This is a genomic window from Paludibacterium paludis (assembly GCF_018802605.1).
GTDB lineage: Bacteria > Pseudomonadota > Gammaproteobacteria > Burkholderiales > Chromobacteriaceae > Paludibacterium > Paludibacterium paludis.
This window is the reverse complement of record NZ_CP069161.1, coordinates 458,136-478,411: the sequence shown is the minus strand read 5'-3', so window position 1 is coordinate 478,411 and position 20,276 is coordinate 458,136. Positions and strand designations below refer to the sequence as shown.

22 protein-coding genes are annotated in these 20,276 nt (G+C 61.0%); 10 read left to right on the top strand and 12 right to left on the bottom strand.

Features of this window, described 5'->3' with window-relative positions:
* Positions 1-2: 2 nt before the first annotated feature.
* The 5 genes from JNO50_RS02240 to JNO50_RS02220 form a co-directional block, all read right to left on the bottom strand.
* Positions 3-1,391 (bottom strand): 4Fe-4S binding protein, encoded by a 1,389-nt coding sequence (locus tag JNO50_RS02240; RefSeq protein WP_189533877.1) that lies wholly within the window; start codon positions 1,389-1,391, stop codon positions 3-5.
* On the bottom strand, positions 1,391-2,203 hold the full coding sequence (locus tag JNO50_RS02235) for an FTR1 family iron permease (protein ID WP_189533879.1): 813 nt from the start codon (positions 2,201-2,203) through the stop codon (positions 1,391-1,393). The genes JNO50_RS02240 and JNO50_RS02235 overlap by 1 nt, the downstream gene beginning before the upstream one ends.
* Positions 2,204-2,220: 17 nt before the next feature.
* The gene (locus JNO50_RS02230) at positions 2,221-2,547 is read right to left on the bottom strand and encodes a cupredoxin domain-containing protein (protein ID WP_189533881.1); all 327 of its coding nucleotides are present in this window, start codon (positions 2,545-2,547) and stop codon (positions 2,221-2,223) included.
* A 73-nt stretch (positions 2,548-2,620) separates the two neighbouring features.
* On the bottom strand, positions 2,621-3,163 hold the full coding sequence (locus JNO50_RS02225; RefSeq protein WP_189533884.1) for an iron transporter: 543 nt from the start codon (positions 3,161-3,163) through the stop codon (positions 2,621-2,623).
* 129 nt (positions 3,164-3,292) lie between these two features.
* The gene (locus JNO50_RS02220) at positions 3,293-4,537 is read right to left on the bottom strand and encodes a multidrug effflux MFS transporter (protein WP_229804671.1); all 1,245 of its coding nucleotides are present in this window, start codon (positions 4,535-4,537) and stop codon (positions 3,293-3,295) included.
* Positions 4,538-4,617: 80 nt separating this feature from the next.
* Between JNO50_RS02220 and arsC the strand changes: the two genes are divergently transcribed.
* From arsC to JNO50_RS02195, 5 genes are all read left to right on the top strand, one after another.
* A complete protein-coding gene (gene arsC, locus JNO50_RS02215) occupies positions 4,618-4,968 on the top strand; it encodes an arsenate reductase (glutaredoxin) (RefSeq protein WP_189533886.1) in 351 nt (116 codons plus the stop codon).
* A gap of 55 nt (positions 4,969-5,023) precedes the next feature.
* Positions 5,024-5,518 (top strand): MarR family transcriptional regulator, encoded by a 495-nt coding sequence (locus JNO50_RS02210; RefSeq protein WP_189533887.1) that lies wholly within the window; start codon positions 5,024-5,026, stop codon positions 5,516-5,518.
* An 80-nt stretch (positions 5,519-5,598) separates the two neighbouring features.
* A complete protein-coding gene (locus JNO50_RS02205) occupies positions 5,599-7,023 on the top strand; it encodes an efflux transporter outer membrane subunit (RefSeq protein ID WP_189533889.1) in 1,425 nt (474 codons plus the stop codon).
* A 4-nt stretch (positions 7,024-7,027) separates the two neighbouring features.
* On the top strand, positions 7,028-8,185 hold the full coding sequence (locus JNO50_RS02200) for an HlyD/EmrA/EmrK family protein (protein WP_189533891.1): 1,158 nt from the start codon (positions 7,028-7,030) through the stop codon (positions 8,183-8,185).
* Positions 8,186-8,195: 10 nt separating this feature from the next.
* The gene (locus tag JNO50_RS02195; RefSeq protein ID WP_189533893.1) at positions 8,196-9,728 is read left to right on the top strand and encodes a DHA2 family efflux MFS transporter permease subunit; all 1,533 of its coding nucleotides are present in this window, start codon (positions 8,196-8,198) and stop codon (positions 9,726-9,728) included.
* An 85-nt stretch (positions 9,729-9,813) separates the two neighbouring features.
* Here JNO50_RS02195 and JNO50_RS02190 read toward each other — a convergent pair whose 3' ends face one another.
* Complete coding sequence (locus tag JNO50_RS02190) at positions 9,814-10,161, bottom strand: integrase core domain-containing protein (protein ID WP_229804674.1); 348 nt, start codon at positions 10,159-10,161, stop codon at positions 9,814-9,816.
* Between the two features lie 755 nt (positions 10,162-10,916).
* On the opposite strand from JNO50_RS02190, the gene JNO50_RS02185 reads away from it, so the two are divergent.
* Together JNO50_RS02185 and JNO50_RS19210 are read left to right on the top strand one after the other, a co-directional pair.
* A complete protein-coding gene (locus JNO50_RS02185) occupies positions 10,917-11,855 on the top strand; it encodes a hypothetical protein (protein WP_189533895.1) in 939 nt (312 codons plus the stop codon).
* Positions 11,856-12,278: 423 nt separating this feature from the next.
* Entirely contained in the window at positions 12,279-12,635 is a 357-nt protein-coding gene (locus JNO50_RS19210; protein ID WP_189533991.1) for an aminoglycoside phosphotransferase family protein, read from the top strand.
* A gap of 318 nt (positions 12,636-12,953) precedes the next feature.
* On the opposite strand, the gene JNO50_RS02175 is transcribed toward JNO50_RS19210, so the two are convergent.
* Genes JNO50_RS02175 through JNO50_RS02155 form a run of 5 tightly spaced genes read right to left on the bottom strand, consistent with a single transcriptional unit; the run spans position 12,954 to position 15,108 of the window.
* Complete coding sequence (locus JNO50_RS02175; RefSeq protein ID WP_189533897.1) at positions 12,954-13,376, bottom strand: type IV pilin protein; 423 nt, start codon at positions 13,374-13,376, stop codon at positions 12,954-12,956.
* Positions 13,328-13,729 carry a hypothetical protein gene (locus tag JNO50_RS02170; protein ID WP_189533898.1) on the bottom strand — a complete coding sequence of 134 codons (402 nt, stop codon included), beginning with the start codon at positions 13,727-13,729 and terminating at the stop codon, positions 13,328-13,330. Before JNO50_RS02170 ends, JNO50_RS02175 begins: the two co-directional genes overlap by 49 nt.
* Positions 13,719-14,369: a hypothetical protein gene (locus JNO50_RS02165; RefSeq protein ID WP_189533901.1), complete on the bottom strand. Its 651-nt coding sequence runs from the start codon at positions 14,367-14,369 to the stop codon at positions 13,719-13,721. Before JNO50_RS02165 ends, JNO50_RS02170 begins: the two co-directional genes overlap by 11 nt.
* A 20-nt stretch (positions 14,370-14,389) precedes the next feature.
* Positions 14,390-14,566, bottom strand: coding sequence for a hypothetical protein (locus JNO50_RS02160; RefSeq protein WP_189533903.1), 177 nt, complete (start codon positions 14,564-14,566; stop codon positions 14,390-14,392).
* Complete coding sequence (locus JNO50_RS02155) at positions 14,563-15,108, bottom strand: pilus assembly FimT family protein (RefSeq protein ID WP_215796460.1); 546 nt, start codon at positions 15,106-15,108, stop codon at positions 14,563-14,565. The genes JNO50_RS02160 and JNO50_RS02155 overlap by 4 nt, the downstream gene beginning before the upstream one ends.
* A gap of 703 nt (positions 15,109-15,811) precedes the next feature.
* On the opposite strand from JNO50_RS02155, the gene bcaP reads away from it, so the two are divergent.
* Positions 15,812-17,212: a branched-chain amino acid transporter BcaP gene (bcaP, locus tag JNO50_RS02150; protein WP_189533907.1), complete on the top strand. Its 1,401-nt coding sequence runs from the start codon at positions 15,812-15,814 to the stop codon at positions 17,210-17,212.
* A gap of 39 nt (positions 17,213-17,251) precedes the next feature.
* Here the strand turns inward: bcaP and JNO50_RS02145 are convergent, their stop codons facing one another.
* Positions 17,252-17,512: a hypothetical protein gene (locus JNO50_RS02145; RefSeq protein ID WP_189533909.1), complete on the bottom strand. Its 261-nt coding sequence runs from the start codon at positions 17,510-17,512 to the stop codon at positions 17,252-17,254.
* Positions 17,513-17,630: 118 nt separating this feature from the next.
* On the opposite strand from JNO50_RS02145, the gene JNO50_RS02140 reads away from it, so the two are divergent.
* Positions 17,631-18,467 carry a class I SAM-dependent methyltransferase gene (locus JNO50_RS02140; protein WP_189533912.1) on the top strand — a complete coding sequence of 279 codons (837 nt, stop codon included), beginning with the start codon at positions 17,631-17,633 and terminating at the stop codon, positions 18,465-18,467.
* Positions 18,468-18,558: 91 nt separating this feature from the next.
* Complete coding sequence (gene ycaO, locus JNO50_RS02135) at positions 18,559-20,265, top strand: 30S ribosomal protein S12 methylthiotransferase accessory factor YcaO (RefSeq protein ID WP_189533914.1); 1,707 nt, start codon at positions 18,559-18,561, stop codon at positions 20,263-20,265.
* Positions 20,266-20,276 lie beyond the last annotated feature (11 nt).

Below are 20,276 nucleotides of genomic sequence, written 5' to 3'. Positions count from 1 at the left end.
CCTTACAGCTCGATCCAACCGAACTGCAGCGACCAAAACGCCGCCAGCAAGCCGAGCGCGGCGATCATCGGCAGCATGGCCGGCACGCCGCGCCAGCCGCTCTTGCCGTGACGCAGGATACGCGCGGCAAGCCACAGACTCCACACGACGGCACCGCCAAGCAGCCCCGCCCGCAGATCGGTGGTCCAGCCGATCGGCAGACCCTCGGCCTTGATCAGCGTTACGGTCAAGGAGGACAGGCCGAGAAACACGCTGCAGCCGGCCATCGGGATCAGGCTTTGCGCCAGATGATGGAAACGGCGGGCTTCCCACGGACCGGCGAACCTTGCCGCCAGCGCGACAAGCAGGGAGAGCAGTGTCCCGGACACGAGGCCGAAACCGCCGATGAAGGCGATCAGCACTCCGCCATCCAGCCAGGTGAAACTGTCGTTGTGTTCGGGATAATGTGTCAGCAGCCACCAGGGCGCACCATCGTCCAGCGGCCAGAGGATATCGCGTTCGACCAGCCATTCGGCGCTGGCTTGCTTCATGGCGATGAAAATGTCGCTCACCGTCCAGTGGAACGCCCCCAGCGCGATGCCGAGCAGGCCGAACAGGATGAGAGCGCTCTGCCAGGGATCGGTCTCCCGGCCGGCAACCTCGACCACCTCCCGGTTCGGCGCGCGCGCCGCAAGGCTGATCGCGCCGCGGTGTCCGCTGCAGCGGCCGCACATGTGGCACCCACCGGCGCCTTTCATGTGACGCAGCGGCATCAGCGGCGCGCAGTCGACGGCCACGACCGGAATCACCTTGCGCCCCGAGGCATCGGACAGGGAAGCCTTCCAGGCGGCCTCGTCGACCCGGTAGTGAAACGGGGCGAGTTTCGACAGCAGCGCGAACACACCGTTGACCGGACACAGGTGACGGCACCAGGCGCGCTTGCCGCGGGTATACAGGAAACCGATGATCACGGCGGCGACCGTCGACCCGCCCAGCACCAGCAACGCCGCCTTGGGGTACTGGTAGACGCTGACCATCTGGCCGAACACGGTGGTACAGGCGAAGGCCACGAACGGCCAGCCTCCCCAGCGCATCCAGCGCGGAATGGGCAGGCCGAGTCCCCGGCGCGCGGCCCACTCGGTCATCGCCCCTTCGGGGCAGAGCACGCCGCACCACAACCGTCCGAACAACACCATGCTCAGCAGCACGAATGGCCACCAGATCCCCCAGAACACGAACTGAGCGAACACCGTGATGTTGTCGAGGATGCGCGCCGAGTCGGGCGGCAGCGGCATGACCGCCGGCACGACAAGCAAGCCCAGATACATGAAAACGACAACCCACTGCAGCTTGCGCAGCAGTGGGCCGTGATCGCGGAGCCAATCGCCGCACCGCGCAAGCAACATTCGCATCAGGACCTCCGGGACTCCCGGTACATCATGAACCAGACACCCAGCCAGAACAGGGCGTAGCTCAGAAGTCCGGTCAGCGCCGGGTGGGCGCGGTAGCCGGTCAGCGAGGCGACCAGTCCTCCGGCAGCGGTGGAGTCGTCAAGCAGCGAGGAACTGTCCCACACCGGATCGACGAGAGCCGGCAGCACCCCCATTTCGATGAGCTTGTCCACGCCGGACATCAGCAGCGCCCCGGCAAGCAGCAGCAACATGATTTCCGTCACCCGGAAGAACAACCGCCAGTTGAGCACTTTGCCGCCAAGCTGGAGCAGCCAGAAAGTCAACAGCGCCAGCATGAAACCGATGGCCGCGGCCCCCGCCATCGACAGCAGGGTGGATCCGTCGGCGGCCGACAACGTGCCGTACAGGAACACCACCGTCTCGCTGCCCTCGCGCGCCACGGCAAGACCGGCGAGCAGGCTTACGCCCCACCAGTTGGAGCGCTCGGCCTGGGCGGCCAGCCCCGATTCGATATCGCGCTTGAGCGTGCGTCCGTGCAGGCGCATCCAGCGCACCATGTGCACGATCAGCGCCGCGGCCGACAGCACCATGACGGTCTGGAAAACATCCTGCCATTCGCTCATCAGCGCGCTGGCTTCGAACAGCCCGATCGCCAGCAACACCGCGGCCAGGAAGCCCGCGATCACACCGCCCCACAGCCAGGGCCGGCCCGCGCGGCCCTCGGGATTGTGATTCATCCAGGCATTGAGAATGCCGATCACCAGAAGCGCCTCGACGCTTTCGCGCCAGACGATGAAAAGAACCTGTCCCATGTCGGTCTCCTGCCCGCTTACTTGGCGATGATCACGCCTTGCGCCGTCTTCATGTGGAATTCGTCGTAAAACTTGTATTCACCCGGGGAAATCTTGCGGAACACGACCACGGATTCGGCTCCCGGAGCCAGCACCTTTTCCTTGCGCAACTGCAGGCTCTCGAACTCGGCCGGTGTTTTGCCGGTATTCTTCACTTCGAGCCGGAACGGCTTGTCGGCCGGCACCACGAGACGGGAGGGGTTGAGTACGCCGTCCTTCAGTTCCAGCTTGAAGGTGGGCATGTCTTCGGCCGGCGCCAGCGCCGGCAACAAGGCCAGAAGGGTGATGAGTCGTAACGTTTTCATGCGAAATCCCCGCGACAAAGCGAAACAGCGCGTCCGGTGCCGGACGCGCTTTGTTCAGCGGCCAACCGGACGATCAATAGCCGCCCTTCTTGCCGATGCCCGCGTAGGTGAACTCCCAGCTGACATCGAACGGCTTGAACCACGGAGCAACACCGGTTTCCTTGTCGGTGTGACGACCGAAATGGCTGTGCGGATTGGAGCCCGGCGGCGAAATGGTGTACTTCACGCGGTACTTGCCCGGGCCCTTCAGCTTCACGTTGTCGCCATAGTGGGGACCGTCGCTGGCCACCATCGGCATGTAGTCGCCCTTGATGACGTCCTTGGTGCCGATCTTGGTGATTTCGTACTTGATCTCGAGGTAGGGAATCCATTCGCCCTCGGGGAAACCGTTGACGTTGCCCTTGGCGGCATGGATGTCGGCCTCGAAATGGACATCGGAGTCTTCGGCCTTGCGCATCATGCCATCCGGTTCCATTTTCACCGGTTGCAGATAGACGGCGGCGATTTCCATGCCATTGCGGATTTGCGGTTTGCCGACGGGGTATTCCTTGGCGAGAGCGACAGCGGAGGCCGTCAGGGCGAGCGAGGCGACGGCCAGTTTCAAGGTGTTGCGCATTCGAGTTCCTTACTGGGTTCCGCGCATGGCGAAACCTGCAAACATTGACGTTATTCGGTCCGACTTGCCGGGTGGTGAGAATGATTATCGTTGAAGTTCGTATTCGCGGCAAGCCCGAACAGGCTCGAATCAGAAGCCGGCGGCGGGACTCGCCAACCGGCGATAGGCCGTGTGGGAAAGAAAACCGAACAACAGAAAGCCAGACATCCCCAGCGCCAGAGTCAACGGACTGTCCCACAGCAACGGCGCGAACAGGCCGGCGACAAGGCTGGACAGCAATGTCTGGCTGAAGCCTTGCAGCGACGAAGCCGTGCCGCGCAAGGAAGGAAACTGGTCCATCAGACCGATCATGATGGATGGCGAGGCGAGCGACATTCCCGTGTTGTAAATCATCAACGGCAGCACGCTCCACGGCAGCGAGGGCGCCATGAAGCCGGCGTGCAGCACATTGAAGAGCGCGCCGAACGCCATCAGCGCGTACCCCAGGGAAACGATCTGGCGCGCCGAGCGCCGCCCAGCCATTCGCCCCGACCAATAAGCGCCGGTCATGATGCCGCACACGGAAGGGCCGAACAGCCAGAGGAACTGGTCGTGCGCGAGCCCCAGATGGCGCATCACGAATACCGGCGCGGACGGGATATACAGGAAAAAACCGGCGAAATTGAAGGCGATGGCCGCTGTGAGCAGCAAGAAACGCGGTTGCCGACCGATGATCCAGTAATTGGACGCCAATCCCGCCGCATCGAGTTTCTGGCGCCGCTGGGCGGGGTGCGATTCGGTAAAACCGAGGAGTGTGAACAGAAACAGGAAGAATCCTACCGCGGCCATGAACAGGAAGATCGAGTGCCAGCCGAAATGGCCGAACAGAAAACCGCCCACCACCGGCGCGATGGCCGGCGACAGGGAAAACAGCATGGTCACATGCGACATCAGTTTCTGGGCCGCCACACCGTCGAACGAGTCGCGGATAATGGCCCGGCCGACCACGCCGCCGGCTCCGCCGCACAGCCCCTGCAACGCCCTGAACAGCAAGAGTTGCGGCAAGGACGTGGCCAGCGCGCATCCGAGCGAGGCCACCCCGAAAAGAAAGCACGTCACCAGCAGCACCGGCCGTCGGCCCACGGCATCCGACACCGGGCCGTGCCAGAGCATCATCACCGAGAAACACAGCAGGTAAACCGACAACGCCTGCTGCATCTGCATCGGCGACACCTGCAGCGCGGCGCCGATGGCCGGCATGGCCGGCAGGAAGGTATCGATCGAGAACGGTCCTATGGTCGACAGCGCGGCCAAAAGAAAGGCCAGCCGCATGGAATGGCGGGATGGGGTGGCGGACATGGAAAAAACAGCCGGATGGTGACGGGTGCTCATCATAGCTTTGTCATGCGCTGGTTGCAAAATCGTTGCGGGCACGCGACACTGATCGTCCCAACCCACCGTACCAGAACGCTGCCATGATCCGTTTTTATCACAATCCGCGCTGCTCGAAATCGCGAGAAGCATTGCGTTTGCTCGAGGACGCGAGAGCGCCGCTGCAAGTTGTCGACTATCTGAAGACGCCGCCCGACGAGGCGGAACTCGGACGTATCCTGGACTTGCTCGGCATTGAGCCGCGCGATCTGATGCGTCGCAAGGAGGAAGAATACGCCGCCCTGCACCTTGACGACGTAACACTGGAGCGCCGCCACCTGATCGCCGCCATGATCCAGCACCCCCGCCTGATCGAGCGCCCCATCGCCGTGACCGATCGCGCCGCCGTGATCGGCCGCCCGCCGGAAAACGTATTGCAACTGCTGGCGGATTAATCACGTCATCAATTGTTCATTGACTCATAGTAACTCATGTTACTAAAATGCCGAGATGAACAAATCCTTCCAAATTCTCGAAGACGCCATCGAGCGCATCGACCGGCGCTTTCCCGGCGTTCCCCGCCAGGAAGTCCTGCTCACCCGGCTGACCCTGCATTTGCAGCAGCGGCTGAGCTGCCATCTGAACGAGGCGCTCAAACCATGGGGCATCAACGAGACGGTCTGGATGTCCCTGCTGGGCATGTATGCCTCCGAGGACGGTTCGCTCAACCCATCCGATCTGAGCGACATGCTCGACTCCTCGCGCACCAATGCGACCCGGGTGTCGGACGAGATGGTCCGTCATGGCTGGGTCGAGCGCATCGCCTGTCCGGATGACCGGCGCAAGATCGTACTGCGTCTGACGAAGCAGGGCATTGCCTTCATCGAGACGTTGCTGCCGATTTCCCGCGATGCTCAAAAACGGCTGTGGGAAGACTACTCCTCCGAGGAAAAGCTGGAAATGGAACGACTGATGCGCAAACTGCTGACCTCGATCGGCGGATGAACCCGCCGGTTTTTTTTACCCTTATAGTAACCACGGTTATTATTCGAAAACAAACTTGAACGATCATGGAGGCAATCATCATGAAACGCCTGATCAGGCAGGGCCTCCCCCTCGCCCTGCTGGGCGCCCTGCTCGCCGGCTGCGCCACGCCGGACAAGGCTTCCCGCTCCCCCGGCATGCTCGATGCCGGATCGCTGTCCCTGGCGGACAGCCCGGGCCTGCCCGCCACGGAAAGCTGGTGGACAACCCTGAACGATCCGCAACTGAACGCGCTGGTCCGGGATGCCTTCGAGCACTCCCCGACACTCGACATGGCGCTGGCCCGTCTTGATCGTGCCCGCGCCGAAGCGGGCATCGCGCGCAGCGACGAAGGCCCGAAAATCGACGCGGGGGTCTCAGCCGACCGCCAGCGCTATTCGCGCTACGGCCTGCTCCCCGAACCGATTGGCAACAACTATTTCACAACCTACTCGCTGGCGCTCAAGGGCAGCTGGGATCTGGACCTGTGGGGCCGCCGCCGCGCCGAGCTGGACGCGGCGCTGGGCAAGGCCCGGGCGGCGCAACTGGACACCGCCGAGGCCAGACGGGCGATTGCGCGCGCGGTGGTCGCCCAGTACACCGCCCTGCAACGCCTCCAGACACGCCGCACCCTGATCGATGAACGGCTGCAGACGCTGCGCCAACGCCAGGATCTGACACGGGACCGCGTACGGGCGGGACTCGTCAGCGCGGATGCCCTGGCCACCCTGGCGACCGCGCGCTCTCAGTTCGAGCAGCAGGCCAACGACCTGTCCCACGAGATGAATACCGCCCGCCATGCGCTGGCCGAGCTCGCGGGCAAGCCGCCCGGCGCGCTCGATGGCATGACCGCGGCCGCGCCACTGGCGCCTCCCGCGCTGCCCCGAGCGGGCCTGACCGCCAATCTGCTCGGCCGCAGGCCCGATATCCTGGCGCGCAAGGCCGAGGTGGAAGCGGCCGGCGCCGCGACACAGGCCGCGCGGGCCGCGTTCTATCCGGATCTGTCGCTGACCGCTTTCATCGGTCTTTCGTCGCTGGAAACCGGAACCTGGATGAAAGGCGACGCCCGCACCATGGGTGTCACGCCCGCGCTGACCTTGCCGATTTTCCATTCGGGTGAATTGAAGTCCAACCTCGCCCGCGAAGAAGCCGGCCGTGACATGGCGATCGCCTCCTACAACCGCACGGTGCTCGCCGCGCTCAAGGAAGCGGCCGATGCCCTGTCGCAGACCGATACCGCCGAGCGTCGCCTCACGGAAACCGCCCAGGCGCTGCAGAGCGCCCGCCAGACCCGGAACGCCGCCCAAGCGCGGTTCAAAGCCGGCCTCAGCAACCGGCTCGCCCTGCTTGACGCCATCGACACCGAACTGGAACAGGCCAGCCGCCACACCGACGCCATCGCGCTTGCCCGCCTGGCGCAGGCCGATCTGCACACGGCGCTGGGGGGCGGATTCGCCACCCGCGCTCCGTCACAAGGACAGCACTAATATCATGGATGCCCAACTGAAAAAGGCCAAAGGCCGCAAACGCAATCTGATCATCGCCTCCACCCTGTTCGCCATCGCCGCTATCGGTTACGGCGCATGGTGGGCGCTGGTGCTGCGCCATCAGGAAACCACGGACGACGCCTACGTGGCGGGCCACCTGATGCAGCTGACCCCGGAAATCTCCGGCACGGTCACCGCCGTCAGGGCCGACGACACCGACCGGGTCAGCGCGGGACAAACGCTGGTGGAACTGGACGGCAACGATACCCGGCTGGCGTTCGAACGCGCCAGAAGCGATTTCATCGACGCGGTGCGGCAAACCCGCCAGTTGATGGACAACGGACAGCGCGAGGCCGCTCAGACCGCCCTGCGCGAAGCGGAACTGGCCAAGGCGAAAAGCGACCTCGCCCGGCGCAGCACGCTTGCCGGCACGGACGCCATTTCGACCGAAGAACTGGCCCACGCCAAGGATGCGGTAGCGGCCGCCAGCGCGGCGCTGGACGCCGCCCGTGAGCAACGCAAGGCAACTGCGGCGCTGATCGGAGGAGACAGTGTCGCCACCCACCCCGCCGTGCTGCGCGCCGCCGCGCGGCTCAAGGAGGCCTGGCTCGCCAACGAACGGACCCGCATCAAGGCACCGGCCAGCGGCTTTGTATCGCGCCGCAGCGTTCAGGCCGGCCAGCATATCGCCGCCGGTTCCCCGCTGATGGCGATCGTGCCGCTCGAATCGGTCTGGGTCGACGCCAATTTCAAGGAAGTCCAGCTCGCCCATATCCGTATCGGCCAACCGGTGACGCTCACGGCCGATCAGTACGGCAGCAAGGTCAGCTATCACGGCAAGGTCGCCGGTCTTTCCGCCGGCACGGGCAGCGCGTTCTCGCTGCTGCCGGCCCAGAATGCCACGGGCAACTGGATCAAGGTCGTGCAGCGTCTGCCGGTGCGGATCGAGCTTGATCCCGCCGAACTGAAAACCCATCCGTTGCGCGTCGGCCTGTCGATGGCGGTGGAAATCGACACACGCGATCAAAACGGCAAGACATTGGCGGACGGCACCAGTCCCCGGTCGGCCCAGGTTTCCGCCACCGCCAACCGGGATCTGGCTCCGGTCGATGCGATGATCGCCAAGCTGCTGGCTGAAAACGGCGCCGGCAAGGCCCAGTAAGGATCACGCCATGAACCATCCTCCGCTCTCCGGCTCGCGCCTGGTGTGGATTACCCTGGCGCTGTCGATGGCGGTGTTCATGCAGGTGCTGGACACCACCATTGCCAACGTGGCGTTGCCGACGATTTCCGGCAATCTCGGGGCGGCGACGTCCCAGGGGACCTGGGTGATCACGTCGTTCGGAGTGGCCAACGCCATCTCGATCCCGCTGACGGGGTTTCTGGCCAAACGTTTTGGCGAAGTGAAACTGTTCGTGGCCGCGACGGCGCTGTTCGTCCTGACATCCTGGTTGTGCGGCATGTCGGGCAGCCTGGAAATGCTGATCCTGTTCCGTGTGCTGCAAGGCGCGGTGGCCGGTCCGCTGATTCCCCTCTCGCAAAGCCTGCTGCTGGCCTGCTATCCCCCGGAGAAAAAGGGCATGGCGCTGGCGCTGTGGTCGATGACCGTGATCGTTGCGCCGATTTTCGGGCCGATCCTCGGCGGCGTCATCAGCGACAACTGGCACTGGGGCTGGATTTTCTTTATCAACGTTCCGGTCGGCATTCTGGCCGCATGGATCGCCTACCGCGAACTCAAGGATAGGGAAACCGACATCGTCCGGCTGCCCATCGACGGGGTGGGACTCGCGCTTCTGGTCGTCGGCGTGGGTTGCCTGCAGATGATGCTCGACCGCGGCAAGGAGCTTGACTGGTTCAACTCCACGGAGGTGGTGGTGATGGCGGTCGTTTCCGCGGTCGCCCTGACCTACCTCGTCATCTGGGAACTGGCGGAAAAGCACCCGGTGGTCGATCTGTCCCTGTTCCGCTACCGCAACTTCACGGTCGGCACCATCGGTATCAGCATCGGCTACATGCTCTATTTCGGCACCATCGTGCTCCTGCCCCTGGTGCTGCAGACCCAGATGGGGTACACGGCCACCTGGGCCGGCCTCGCCGCCGCGCCGGTCGGCATCCTGCCCGTGCTGCTCTCCCCGGTGATCGGCAAATTCGCGCACAAGGTGGACATGCGCGCGCTGGTGACGCTGAGCTTCGCGGTGTTCGCGTTGTGCTTTTTCTGGCGCAGCACGTTCAACACCGACATGGATCTGGCCTGGGTGGTGTGGCCCCAGTTCGTTCAGGGCATCGGGGTGGCCTGCTTTTTCATGCCGCTGACGACCATCATTCTGTCGGGATTGCGTCCCGACCAGATCGCCGGCGCATCCAGTCTCGCCAATTTCACCCGCATCCTCGCGGGCAGCATCGGCGCATCGGCCAGCACCACGCTGTGGGACCGGCGCGAAGCGGTTCATCACGAGACGCTGACCGGCCATGTCGACCTGTTCGGCGCCGCCAGCCGCGAATGGTTTTCCCTGCTGTCGAGCTTCGGCATCGGCCAGGACAAGGCCGCCGCGCTGGCGGCAAGCCAGGTAACGCGACAAGGCTACATCATGGCGTCCAACGAGATTTTCTGGGGAGCCGGAATCCTGTTCATCGCCCTGATCGTGCTCGTCTGGTTCGCCAAGCCCCCGTTCCGCCCCAGCGGCAGCGACGGCGGTGCTCACTGACACCCGTTTTCATGCAAAGCCCTTTGCCGCCCTCCCCGGGCGGTTTTTTTTTGCTCTTGTAATGACCCAGCGCTTTCTGCTCAGGTCAGGCTGCTAATTCGTAAATTCTGGCCGGCGTCTTCATCCCCAATGCCTGGTAGGGACGTCGGTTGTTGTAGAAACTAATCCAGTCTGCCATGACACGACTGGCGTGCGTCAGGCTTTCGAAGCGGTGTCGGTAAACACACGGCTCCTTCACGCTCCGGATCACACGCTCAACCATCCCGTTTTGTTCTGGCGTATACGGCGTGATGAACTCCAGTTCGCCACCAAGCTGATCCAGTCTCCCGAGGGTGGCCACGGTACGTTGTTTGGGCTTGCCGGCCTCATCGCGAAACGCCTCAACCAACTGGACATAACGGCGAGGACCTGAAGAAGTAACTTTGATAAAAATGCCTTTACCATAAAAAGCCAAATAGCATTGTCAAATATATATCTCCACATAAAAATGCCATTACAACGAATAGGAAAATCCCTCCCTGAAACCCGCATGAATACTAGAGGGTGAGGCAAGAAATGGGATTTTGGCGAAAAGTTGTCGGACTCGGGTTCTCCATGCCACGCTGGGCTTCATCGACCCATTCCTCGACTTAGGATTGTGTCAGGTCGAACGCTCGGGAAGCCTCGGCTATCGTGGTCTTGCCTTGAATGATTTCTACACCCGTGCGGCTTTGCGCTTGGCGGTCCAACGCTTGATTTCGTCTTCGCGGTTCTACTCATCTCATGCCCCTGTGTGAATTATGACCTGAGCGTAGATTCAGTGGGTTATCACACTCTTTCACAACAACAATTAATTGAGTTTCACCCCATAGTTAACAAACGTTTTTTGAAATTTACCACCATATCAAAATGGTAAATTCCTCATTGCAAGGCATGGTATCCCACTGGCAAGCCATACTTTAAACATTTAAATTGGATCATACACAAATGAGAACCACTTTTCACAACATTTTCAACACAATTTCCAGTTACGTATTTTCCCAAAAACACAAGAACAATTACTCAAATTTAAAACAGATCACTAACACTCCAGCCACACCTTCCACAAACCATTCCACTGACACAGCATCATCCAATATTCCCGAAAACATAATCTCGCACAAAGCAAAATCTATTGAAGATTTGGTAAATAATTTCAACAACAAAGACATGGGCACATTGATCACCAGTCTTTCTTGGATCACCCCTGACAAATTCTCGCTAGATCAATATTTTTCCATTGTGTCCGAGCGCAAAAAAAACTACAAAGAGTATTTAACAAAAAACAACGAAAATAATATTTCGAATGACAATACCTACGATCAAGAAGTTAACTTTTCCGGTTCTGTTATTTTTCCTGACTCAAAAGATAAAGTATGGTCTGTAAATGGATCGGTGACTCAAAACCCGGGAAATTTCTCCACTCCTCGCATAGCGCCTGAGGAACGCCTTTTAGCATATGGAGATAAGGCTCTGCATAGAGATGCATTAACTCAAATGCATCAAAACGAAGATTACTTGAAATATAAGGTCAAAGTTGGGTATGGGTTTATCATCAACACAGAACAAGCCGACATTACCAACGCTTTCACCTCGTCCCATCCGACAGCGAATAAAGTTCACATGCCATTTATTAAAGAAATAAATGGCAAACAGAAAATTATGGCCAAGTCCATCAACGTTGACTTTCTCTATGGACTAGATAAAAATTTCAAACTAACGAAAGATGGAAAAATACAGCAGCGTGCAAAAGATGATACCTTACGTGCGGTACAAAAACACGTCAAAAAAGGCAGAGAACGTTACATGGAAGAAGCGGCCTACCAAAGAGACTTTACCGAAGTACTATTTGTTCCGAAAAATGATGCACAGGACTTACCACTTTGCGCCTTCCTCGATTTTTCAACAAATTTTGAAGCCATGGACAAAGAAACGCTCAATATTTATCTCTACCATAACAAGGAAGACATTAACAAACTTAATCAAAAAATGAACGACATGGGTTTTGTTGTATTCTATTATGACAAAGATACAAAAAAACGGACCGTCGCTCACCTTGTATTCAACGGAGACACGCCAATGCTCCGTGAATCAAAATCGGCAGCATAGCTGACGACCGCCTGTGATGCCGATCATTGGCAATTCCTGTACTCCGTGTACAGTCGCACCACCGCTGACTCGTCAAGCCCCCAGGAGTTTGGACGAGTCAGTGGCGGGGCCCAGGATCGGATAAGCATACAACCGAAATTCACCAAGCTCGACGCACCTTGGGCGAACCTCAAAAACCAGCGGGTAATATCTCATGCCTTCTTCGGACAGAACAGGCCACCCGATCCCCTCCTAGCCGCCCCATCGTCCGTGCACCTTTATCATGAACACGGCGGAGCGGGTAAACCTCTCCAACATTACTACTATGCTCCGATAAAGGCATTGCCGCCAAAAACCCGAGACGAACAGAGAGGGGGACAGGTGTGCAGGTTGGGAACTTGGCTGATATCGCCGGCTTCGAACCCTTTCATCAATCACCGCGCAATGGCATGGGGCATGAGTCAGAAAAGCTGTGCAGGCACTCGCATTCGTCTCGCAGAGAAAAGCGACATGGAAGCATGTTTTGCGCCATTGCCGCGTTATTCAGCGCACTGGAAACTGACGCTCGAGCCTAGCATCCAACACATGGCACACGCGACCATTGCATTCGGAGGTGGGCGCCACGGCCCCGTCGTCTTGAAGGTCATGCACAACACAAGTGACGAATACCGATCGGCATCGGCCCTGGGTCATTTCCAGCGATGTCATCGGCTCCTGCACGGGGATCTTCATCACGACAATGTTCTGTTTGATAGCTCGCACGGTTGGCTAGCCATCGATCCCAAAGGGGTCATCGGCTAGCCGAAGTACGAAATAGGTGCGGCGCTCAGGAGCCCGACCCTGGATTCCCGCTTGTATGCCCATACCTCCATCATCGATTGCCGTCTGACCATCACGGCCCGGGAGCTCGATTTTGACAGGAACCGCATAGTGGGTTGGTGCTTTGTGCAAGCCGCCCTATCAAGCATCTGGGCTATCGAAGACGGAGAGTCCACTCAGGCCATCAGCCGCGGCCTGGTCATTGCACAAGCGGCATTGCCGCATCTGCCGAAAGCTGGACTTCTGATTGTTTTCCAATCTGCCCGCCCGGCATCAAACAAGCTCAGAGGGGGATGCTGTTCATTGGCATTGTTTGCGCCCATTGATTTTCTGACACAGGCGCACCACCGCCGACTCGTCAAGCACCAGCCAGCTTGCCGGATCAGCGGCCAGGCCGGGCCTGGGGTAGGCGTACAACCGGAATTTACCCGGTTCGACGTTTCCCGGCTGCGCTTCGAAAACCAGCCGGTAATGTTTCGTTCCGTCTTCGGGAAGAGGGGGCCAGCGAATGCCCTCATCGGTAAATCCGCGATGATCCGCATACCAGCGCTCCAGAAAGAATGCCGTGCGCACCAGCGTGCTTCTTGCCTCGGCCTGCTGGACTTTCGCAACAGGGCCCCGCCAGCTTGCCGTGGCCGCAACAAGCAGCGTGGCCATCATCGCGAGCACCACCATCACTTCCAGCAAGGACAGACCGCCTGATCGCGAAGCTGCCAATACCATGACACTCTGACTCCCTGTTGATGACCCGTTACAAGCCAATCGCTCTGCATGATTCCGTGCCCGGCATCGACGGCGACCCGGAAAAGGCCCCGGCCGTCGGGCAGCGTATCGAGCCGTCTGACGCAGGTGCAGGACTCCGGCGGCCCGGCTGGAGCAGGGGCATCGCGGCCGGCAGCGAGCTCAAGCTCCCGCAGGCGCTGTTCCGCCGCCATGAAACGCCGTTGCATCGCGCTTTCCTCGCGGCCGAGCCGGGACAAGTCCAGGCTGTCGCGCATCAGGCCATGTACTGATGTCAACGCGATGATCAACGCAATCAGCAGACACAGCACCACATTGCCCTGCTCAGCCCGCATGGCGCGCCATCGCCACAGTCAGGCACCAATCGTCCAGCACGATATCCGCCAGACGCCCGTTTTGCCGGATCGTCACGGAAAAGCGACGTACGTTCTCCGCCATCTCTGCCATACGGCCATTCTCCTCTCGCCACAATTTCTCCTCCCGCATAAACCAGCGCACCCGTACCCGCTGCACGGCAAGCAGGGAAGGCAAGTGCAATGAATCGGCCTGCGGCCCGGAAACCGGGGCAAAGAACCGCCCCCCTTCAATGCTCCCCGCCACGTCATCCACCGAACCGGAAAGACTGGTCAATGTCCACGAGGCCGACGCCATGTCCGCTCCCGTCACGGGCACCCGAAACACCATGCACCCGGCCACATCCACCGGGTCTTGCAAAGGCACCACCTTTCCCTGAATGAACAGATCCGGCGTCTCTGTCACGCCATCTGGCAAACCGGGTGGTTTTCCTGTCCGCCCGACGCCGCCGGCCCGCACGAGATCGTCGGCAAGACGCCACAAGGCCACTCTCGCCCGCTGGCGCTCGCCGGCATGAGCAAGACGCGGCCCCAGCCGTACTCCGGCTACCAGGCAATCGGCCGCCACGCCGGCCAGCATCATTCCCAGCAGCCCGGTCAGCATCAATTCAGGCAGTGTCATCCCGCGCTGCCCTGCGACTCTCACGGCCGTCCGGCTCCCAGTTCATGCAGACTGCGCTCAGCAAACCGCCGCAGTGCGCTCTCCTCCTGCAAGCGAATCTCCCGCGCGATAACCAGCTTGGTCTGAATCAGCGGCAGCACCCCCGCCGTCAGGATCATTAGAGCCAGCATCACTTCCGGAAACGTGCTTCCCGTCATTCGGAGCATCCCGGGCATGCGGATCCGAAGCAGCGAGCCACCCCTCCAGCGGAAACCAGTGTCACGGTGCCGCAGGCATGGCCCGAAACATCCGCGATTCGCAATGTCGGGGGCGGTCCGGCGACATCTCCGTCCGCACCTATCATGAAAGCCTCCGGCCCCCGCACGACCAGATTCCTGTCGAAAAAACCGTATCGCAGGGACTGGCCGGTGCGATACGCATCCGGCTCGGCACCGGCGTCCGGAACAAACACCAAAATACCGTCTCTCCATCGCCTCTCCCTTCCGTCGCGCCGGCAACCGTGAATTTCGCGGTGCCGGTCTCCCAGAACCGGGCACACGGCGACCGGCTGGCGGCGCATCATGGCCACGGCTCTGGCGTGGCGGAACAGGGAGGCCGAGGTATCCAGCGCAGCGCGTACCCGGGCCCGGGCAATCAACTGCCCCCACCCTGGCAGCGCCAGCAGGGCCGACACGGCCAGAATACCGACCACCACCACCATTTCGGGCAACGTCACGCCACCGGCCTTGCGACCCGCCATGCTCACCCGACGCCTCCCTTTCCCGCTTGAACCGTCACTGGACAATCAGCTTAGCGTCGGTGCCCCGTAGTGGAAATCGGATTTCCCTTGTCCATTGCCGGAAAGCGGCGCGCCATACCGCCGGAAATCTCGCCGTGACCGTCCCCAAAAGGGGGGCGGCGGAACAACTGCACAACATACTGATTGGCAATAAGAATAAGAGCCAGTTTGTGCTAGGAAAACTGACAATTTTTTGTCAGTATTTTCATTGTTGCTATTGCATTCACGCTTATCGAGCGTTTAAAGTAAGTCAGGAAGACGGTCCGCTTCAGATCAGCGGGCCGCTTTATTTTTTCCATGCCGATTGTATCCAATCGACTGTAGAAAAAATGACATAAAAGACCGCCATCCGTGGTCGTCTTGACTCCAGGTTCACTTCCGCTTTGCCAGGCTGTACGACGCCTCCGACCGAGGACATGCCCTCTTGCGGCAGCACAGGATGACTCCGGCCCGTCCGGATTCATTGCCGCAGGAATCGGCGCCCGACCGACAGACAACGGCCAGAACCGTCGGCGCGACAGCGCAAGGCAAAGCCGGAACCTCCTGGAGAAAACCAGCCATTGACGGGCGGGACATGCCGGCAAAAGACCGGGCAGCCCGCCAGGACGACCGTGCCCCGTTCGCGTGGCTCGCGCCGTCGTATATGAAACCAGGGACACAAATTATGAGTTTGATGCGCAAAAAGAGCGTTCAGGGGATGCTTGCCTTCAGCCAGCGCACCCAGAGCCTCAAGAAAGAACTCGGGGTCTTCGACCTCACCATGCTCGGCATCGGCGCCATCATCGGCACCGGGATTTTCGTGCTCACGGGCACCGGCGCGCTGATCGCCGGCCCGGGACTGATGCTGTCGTTCGTGATCGGCGCGCTGGCCTGCGGTTTCGCCGCGCTGTGCTACGCCGAATTCGCCTCCATGCTGCCGGTATCCGGCTCCACTTACACTTACGCCTATGCGACGCTCGGCGAACTGATCGCCTGGATCATCGGCTGGGATCTCGTGCTCGAATACCTGCTGGCCTCCTCCGCCGTCTCGGTCGGCTGGTCCGGCTACTTTCAGAACCTGCTGGCCGGTTTCGGCCTGACCCTGCCCGATGCCTTATCGGCGGCCTACGGCGCGCGGCCGGGCAAGGCGACGTTCTTCAACCTGCCTGCCTTCGCGATCGCCATCGGCGTCACCGCCCTGCTGGCGTTCGGCATCAAGGAATCCAAGCGGTTCAACAACGTGGTGGTGGTCATCAAGGTGGCCGTTGTCCTGCTGTTCATCGCGCTTGGCGTATGGCACGTCAAGCCCGCCAACTGGCATCCCGTCCTGCCCTACGGCATGACCGGCGTGTTCCATGGCGCCGCCATCGTGTTCTTCAGCTTCCTCGGTTTCGACGCGGTGACCTGCGCGGCCGAAGAAGTGAAGAATCCAGAACGCGACATTCCGCGCGGCGTGATCCTGTCGCTGTCGATCTGTTCGGTGCTGTACGTGGTGGTCTCCGCGATCATGACGGGCATCGTTCACTTTTCCGGCTACGCCGGGGTCGACCACCCGGTATCCAAGGCGCTGGAAGTCGCCGGCCTCGACTGGGTCGCCGGCGTCGTCAATATCGGCGCGATCATGGGCATGACCACCGTTATCCTGGTGATGACCTACGGCCAAACCCGCATCGCCTTCGCCATGTCGCGCGACGGTCTGTTGCCCAAAGTGTTTTCCGAGGTGAACCCGAAATACCAGACGCCCTACAAGGCGACCTGGCTGATCGGCGCGGCCATCGCCGCGCTGGCCGGTTTCGTGCCGCTTGGCACGCTGGCGGAACTGGTGAATATCGGCACGCTCGCCGCGTTCAGCCTGATCGCCATCGCGGTGATCGTACTGCGCAAGCAGCAACCCGATCTGCCGCGCAAGTTCCACTGCCCGGCCGTACCCTGGATTCCGGGTCTTGCCGTGGTATTCTGCGTATTCCTGATGGGCCAGCTCGGGGCATTGACGTGGCTGTGCTTCGTCGCCTGGCTGCTCATCGGTCTGGTGGTTTACTTCGGCTACTCCCGCAAACGCGCGGTCCTGGCCAACGAAGCGGCCTGACGCCGTGGGGCAAGCCGGCCTGCCCGGCCGGCTTGCGTTTCAGCGCAGGGCGTCGAGCATCGCGCCCGTCACGCGAAAATCCTGACCGTGGCGGCGCACCAGCGTCTCGAGCGGCGCGGCGAAAATCGCCCAGCGTTCGCCGACAAGACGTGCCTCAGCGGCCGGATCCATGGCCGCCTCGCCCAGAAACGCGGCCACCGCGCCCGGCTCGATATGGAAATACGACGGGTAACCGTCAAGCCTGACATTCACCAGCACCTGCGCACGGCGATCCAGGCGGGCTCCAAGAAACGTCATCATCCGCGCACCTCCTCGCGATGCATCAAAAGGTCTGCATTGTACCGCAGCACGGTATTTCGATGTTTTGCGCGCTATCCGCTAAAATAGCGGCTCACCCTGCCATTCTGAAGTCCACGCCATGTCTGACAAATATGAAGTACGCCCCGGCCAATCCGTTGCCCTGCTCAAAGAACTGCACATCCTGACCCGGGACGGGAAGATGAACCAGGATAGCCGACGCAAGCTCAAACAGGTTTATCACCTGTTCCAGTTCATCGAACCGCTGCTCGAGGAACGCCTGGCGGATCACCCCGGGGTCACCCTTGTCGACCATGGCGCGGGGAAATCCTATCTGGGCTTCATTCTCTACGATCTGTTCTTCAAGGAAAAAGCGCCCGACGCCCGCCTCTACGGCATCGAGACCCGCGAAGAACTCGTCGAACGCTCCCGGAAACTGGCTGAGGAACTGGGCTTTCCCGGCATGTCCTTCCTGAATCTGTCGGTCGCCGAATCGACCTCGTCGGAACAGTTGCCCGAAACCATCGACATCGTCACGGCCCTGCATGCCTGCAATACCGCGACGGACGATGCCATTCATTTCGCGCTGGCGAAAAAGGCCCGGCACATCGTGCTCGTACCCTGCTGTCAGGCCGAGGTCGCCGCCGCGCTGCGCAAGAACAAGGCGCGTCAGTTGGCCCGCGACGTGCTGACGGAAATCTGGCGCCATCCCATCCACACCCGCGAATTCGGCAGCCACATCACCAACGTGCTGCGCTGCCTGCAACTGGAGGCGCACGGTTACCAGGTCAATGTCACCGAGCTGGTGGGCTGGGAGCACTCGATGAAGAACGAATTGATCATCGCCACCGGCAAAGGCCATCCGCGCCGCCAGGCCGCGGAAAAGCTCACCCGGCTGCTCGACATGCTCGGGCTGGAAGAGCTGAGCGAACGGTTTTACGTGCCAAGCATCGCGTAATTCATTGATTCCTTGATAAAACGCTAAAAAACGATGCCGGAAGTCCGGTAGAGTGCCCCCCTTTGTCCATCATCGGCGGGCTTACCTGACCATGGCATCACACAGCATCATCGCGGGCAAGGACGCTCCGCTCGAACACTCCATCGCGACTCTGGGCGGACTTCTGGCCGGACGCGGCTTCGATCTGGAGGAAGCCTCCTGGCTCAATCCGGTGGCCGGCGTCTGGTCGGTCCACCTGCGCGACCGCCATTGCCCCATGCTGTACACCAACGGCAAAGGCGCCACCGAACAAGCCGCCCGCGCCAGCGCGCTGGGTGAATTCGTCGAGCGGGCCAGCTGCCATCATTTCTGGAGCCACTACTACCTGGGCGAGAGCCGCGCCCGGCGCGACTGGGTCCATTACCCCCAGGAGCGCTGGTTTCCCATAGCGGGAGAGGCCTGGCCGGAAGGGTTACTCGACGACACGCTCAAGGCGTTTTACAACCCCGACGACGCCATCGCCGCGGAAACCCTGGTCGATCTGAATTCCGGCAACCGCGAGCGCGGTATCTGCGCCTTGCCCTACACGCGTCTGAGCGATGGCGAAACGCTCTGGTTTCCCATCAATCTGATCGGCAACCTGTATGTCAGCAACGGTCTGTCCGCCGGCAATTCGCCGCGCGAAGCGCGCGCCCAGGCGATGTCGGAAATCCTCGAACGCCATGTGAAATTCCGCGTCATCGGCGAAGAACTGTGCCTGCCCGAGGTGCCGGACAGCGTCATCGACCGCTACCCCGGTATCCGCCACGGCATCGATCAATTGCGCGACGCGGGGTATGGCATCCTGGTTCGCGATGCCTCGCTGGGCGGGCGTTACCCCGTACTGTGCGTCGTTCTGCTCAATCCGCAAGATCACGGCTGCTACGCCAGTTTCGGCGCCCATCCGCGCTTCGCCATCGCCTTGGAGCGGGCGCTGACCGAATTGCTGCAGGGCCGGGCACTCGACAACCTCGCACAATTTCCCGAACCGTCATTCGATAGTGAGGAAGTCGCCAGCGCGGAAAACCGGGAAATCCATTTCGTCGATTCGAGCGGTGTGATCGGCTGGCGTTTCCTCGCCGATACGCCCGACCACCCATTCTGCGACTGGCAGTTCAGCGAAGACAACGAAAGCGATTACCAGTGGCTGCGCAACACGATCGAAGCCGACGGTTTTGACATTTACGTGGCGGATTTCACCGAACTGGGCGCCTATGCCTGCCGAGTGATCGTGCCGGGCATGTCGGAGATTTACGATGTGGACGATCTGGAATGGGAGAACAACAGCGTGGGCAATCTGATCCGGCCGGCGCTGCTCGACCTGCCGGCGCTCGATGCGCAAGGCTCCGCGGCGCTGCTCGACCTGATCGAACGGCTGGGCCTTGCCGATCAGCGTTTGGTGGCGGAACTCATCGGACTTGCGCCGGACGAGACCAGCCCCTGGAAAACCCTGCGCGTCGCCGAGCTCAAGACCCTGCTCGGACTCGCCTCGGGGCACGAGGAAACGGTGCGCGCCGGCTGCCACTGGCTGCATCACTTCGGCGAGCTGCCCGCCGCGCGCCGGCGTGTCTATCGCGCGGTGGCCAGCCTCCTGGAGATGGGTTCCCCGGACGATTACGCCACGTCCCTTGACCTGCTGTACGGCCGCGACGCGGTCGCCATCGCCCGGGCCTTGCTCAGTGGCGAACTGCGCCATTTCGGCCTTGAACGGCTGGGTCCGGACATGGCGGGCTCCGCCCGCCACACGAGTCTGCTGGCCGCCTTCGACCGTCTGGCCTGATCTTTCCGCCG

Excerpts from the sequence above, each read along its gene's own strand:
- JNO50_RS02240 (WP_189533877.1), bottom strand. The coding sequence starts at position 1,391 with ATGCGAATGTTGCTTGCGCGGTGCGGCGATTGGCTCCGCGATCACGGC.
- JNO50_RS02235 (WP_189533879.1), bottom strand. The coding sequence starts at position 2,203 with ATGGGACAGGTTCTTTTCATCGTCTGGCGCGAAAGCGTCGAGGCGCTT.
- JNO50_RS02230 (WP_189533881.1), bottom strand. The coding sequence starts at position 2,547 with ATGAAAACGTTACGACTCATCACCCTTCTGGCCTTGTTGCCGGCGCTG.
- JNO50_RS02225 (WP_189533884.1), bottom strand. The coding sequence starts at position 3,163 with ATGCGCAACACCTTGAAACTGGCCGTCGCCTCGCTCGCCCTGACGGCC.
- JNO50_RS02220 (WP_229804671.1), bottom strand. The coding sequence starts at position 4,537 with ATGATGAGCACCCGTCACCATCCGGCTGTTTTTTCCATGTCCGCCACC.
- arsC (WP_189533886.1), top strand. The coding sequence starts at position 4,618 with ATGATCCGTTTTTATCACAATCCGCGCTGCTCGAAATCGCGAGAAGCA.
- JNO50_RS02210 (WP_189533887.1), top strand. The coding sequence starts at position 5,024 with ATGAACAAATCCTTCCAAATTCTCGAAGACGCCATCGAGCGCATCGAC.
- JNO50_RS02205 (WP_189533889.1), top strand. The coding sequence starts at position 5,599 with ATGAAACGCCTGATCAGGCAGGGCCTCCCCCTCGCCCTGCTGGGCGCC.
- JNO50_RS02200 (WP_189533891.1), top strand. The coding sequence starts at position 7,028 with ATGGATGCCCAACTGAAAAAGGCCAAAGGCCGCAAACGCAATCTGATC.
- JNO50_RS02195 (WP_189533893.1), top strand. The coding sequence starts at position 8,196 with ATGAACCATCCTCCGCTCTCCGGCTCGCGCCTGGTGTGGATTACCCTG.
- JNO50_RS02185 (WP_189533895.1), top strand. The coding sequence starts at position 10,917 with ATGGGCACATTGATCACCAGTCTTTCTTGGATCACCCCTGACAAATTC.
- JNO50_RS19210 (WP_189533991.1), top strand. The coding sequence starts at position 12,279 with ATGGCATGGGGCATGAGTCAGAAAAGCTGTGCAGGCACTCGCATTCGT.
- JNO50_RS02175 (WP_189533897.1), bottom strand. The coding sequence starts at position 13,376 with ATGGTATTGGCAGCTTCGCGATCAGGCGGTCTGTCCTTGCTGGAAGTG.
- JNO50_RS02170 (WP_189533898.1), bottom strand. The coding sequence starts at position 13,729 with ATGCGGGCTGAGCAGGGCAATGTGGTGCTGTGTCTGCTGATTGCGTTG.
- JNO50_RS02165 (WP_189533901.1), bottom strand. The coding sequence starts at position 14,369 with ATGACACTGCCTGAATTGATGCTGACCGGGCTGCTGGGAATGATGCTG.
- JNO50_RS02160 (WP_189533903.1), bottom strand. The coding sequence starts at position 14,566 with ATGACGGGAAGCACGTTTCCGGAAGTGATGCTGGCTCTAATGATCCTG.
- JNO50_RS02155 (WP_215796460.1), bottom strand. The coding sequence starts at position 15,108 with ATGGCGGGTCGCAAGGCCGGTGGCGTGACGTTGCCCGAAATGGTGGTG.
- bcaP (WP_189533907.1), top strand. The coding sequence starts at position 15,812 with ATGAGTTTGATGCGCAAAAAGAGCGTTCAGGGGATGCTTGCCTTCAGC.
- JNO50_RS02145 (WP_189533909.1), bottom strand. The coding sequence starts at position 17,512 with ATGATGACGTTTCTTGGAGCCCGCCTGGATCGCCGTGCGCAGGTGCTG.
- JNO50_RS02140 (WP_189533912.1), top strand. The coding sequence starts at position 17,631 with ATGTCTGACAAATATGAAGTACGCCCCGGCCAATCCGTTGCCCTGCTC.
- ycaO (WP_189533914.1), top strand. The coding sequence starts at position 18,559 with ATGGCATCACACAGCATCATCGCGGGCAAGGACGCTCCGCTCGAACAC.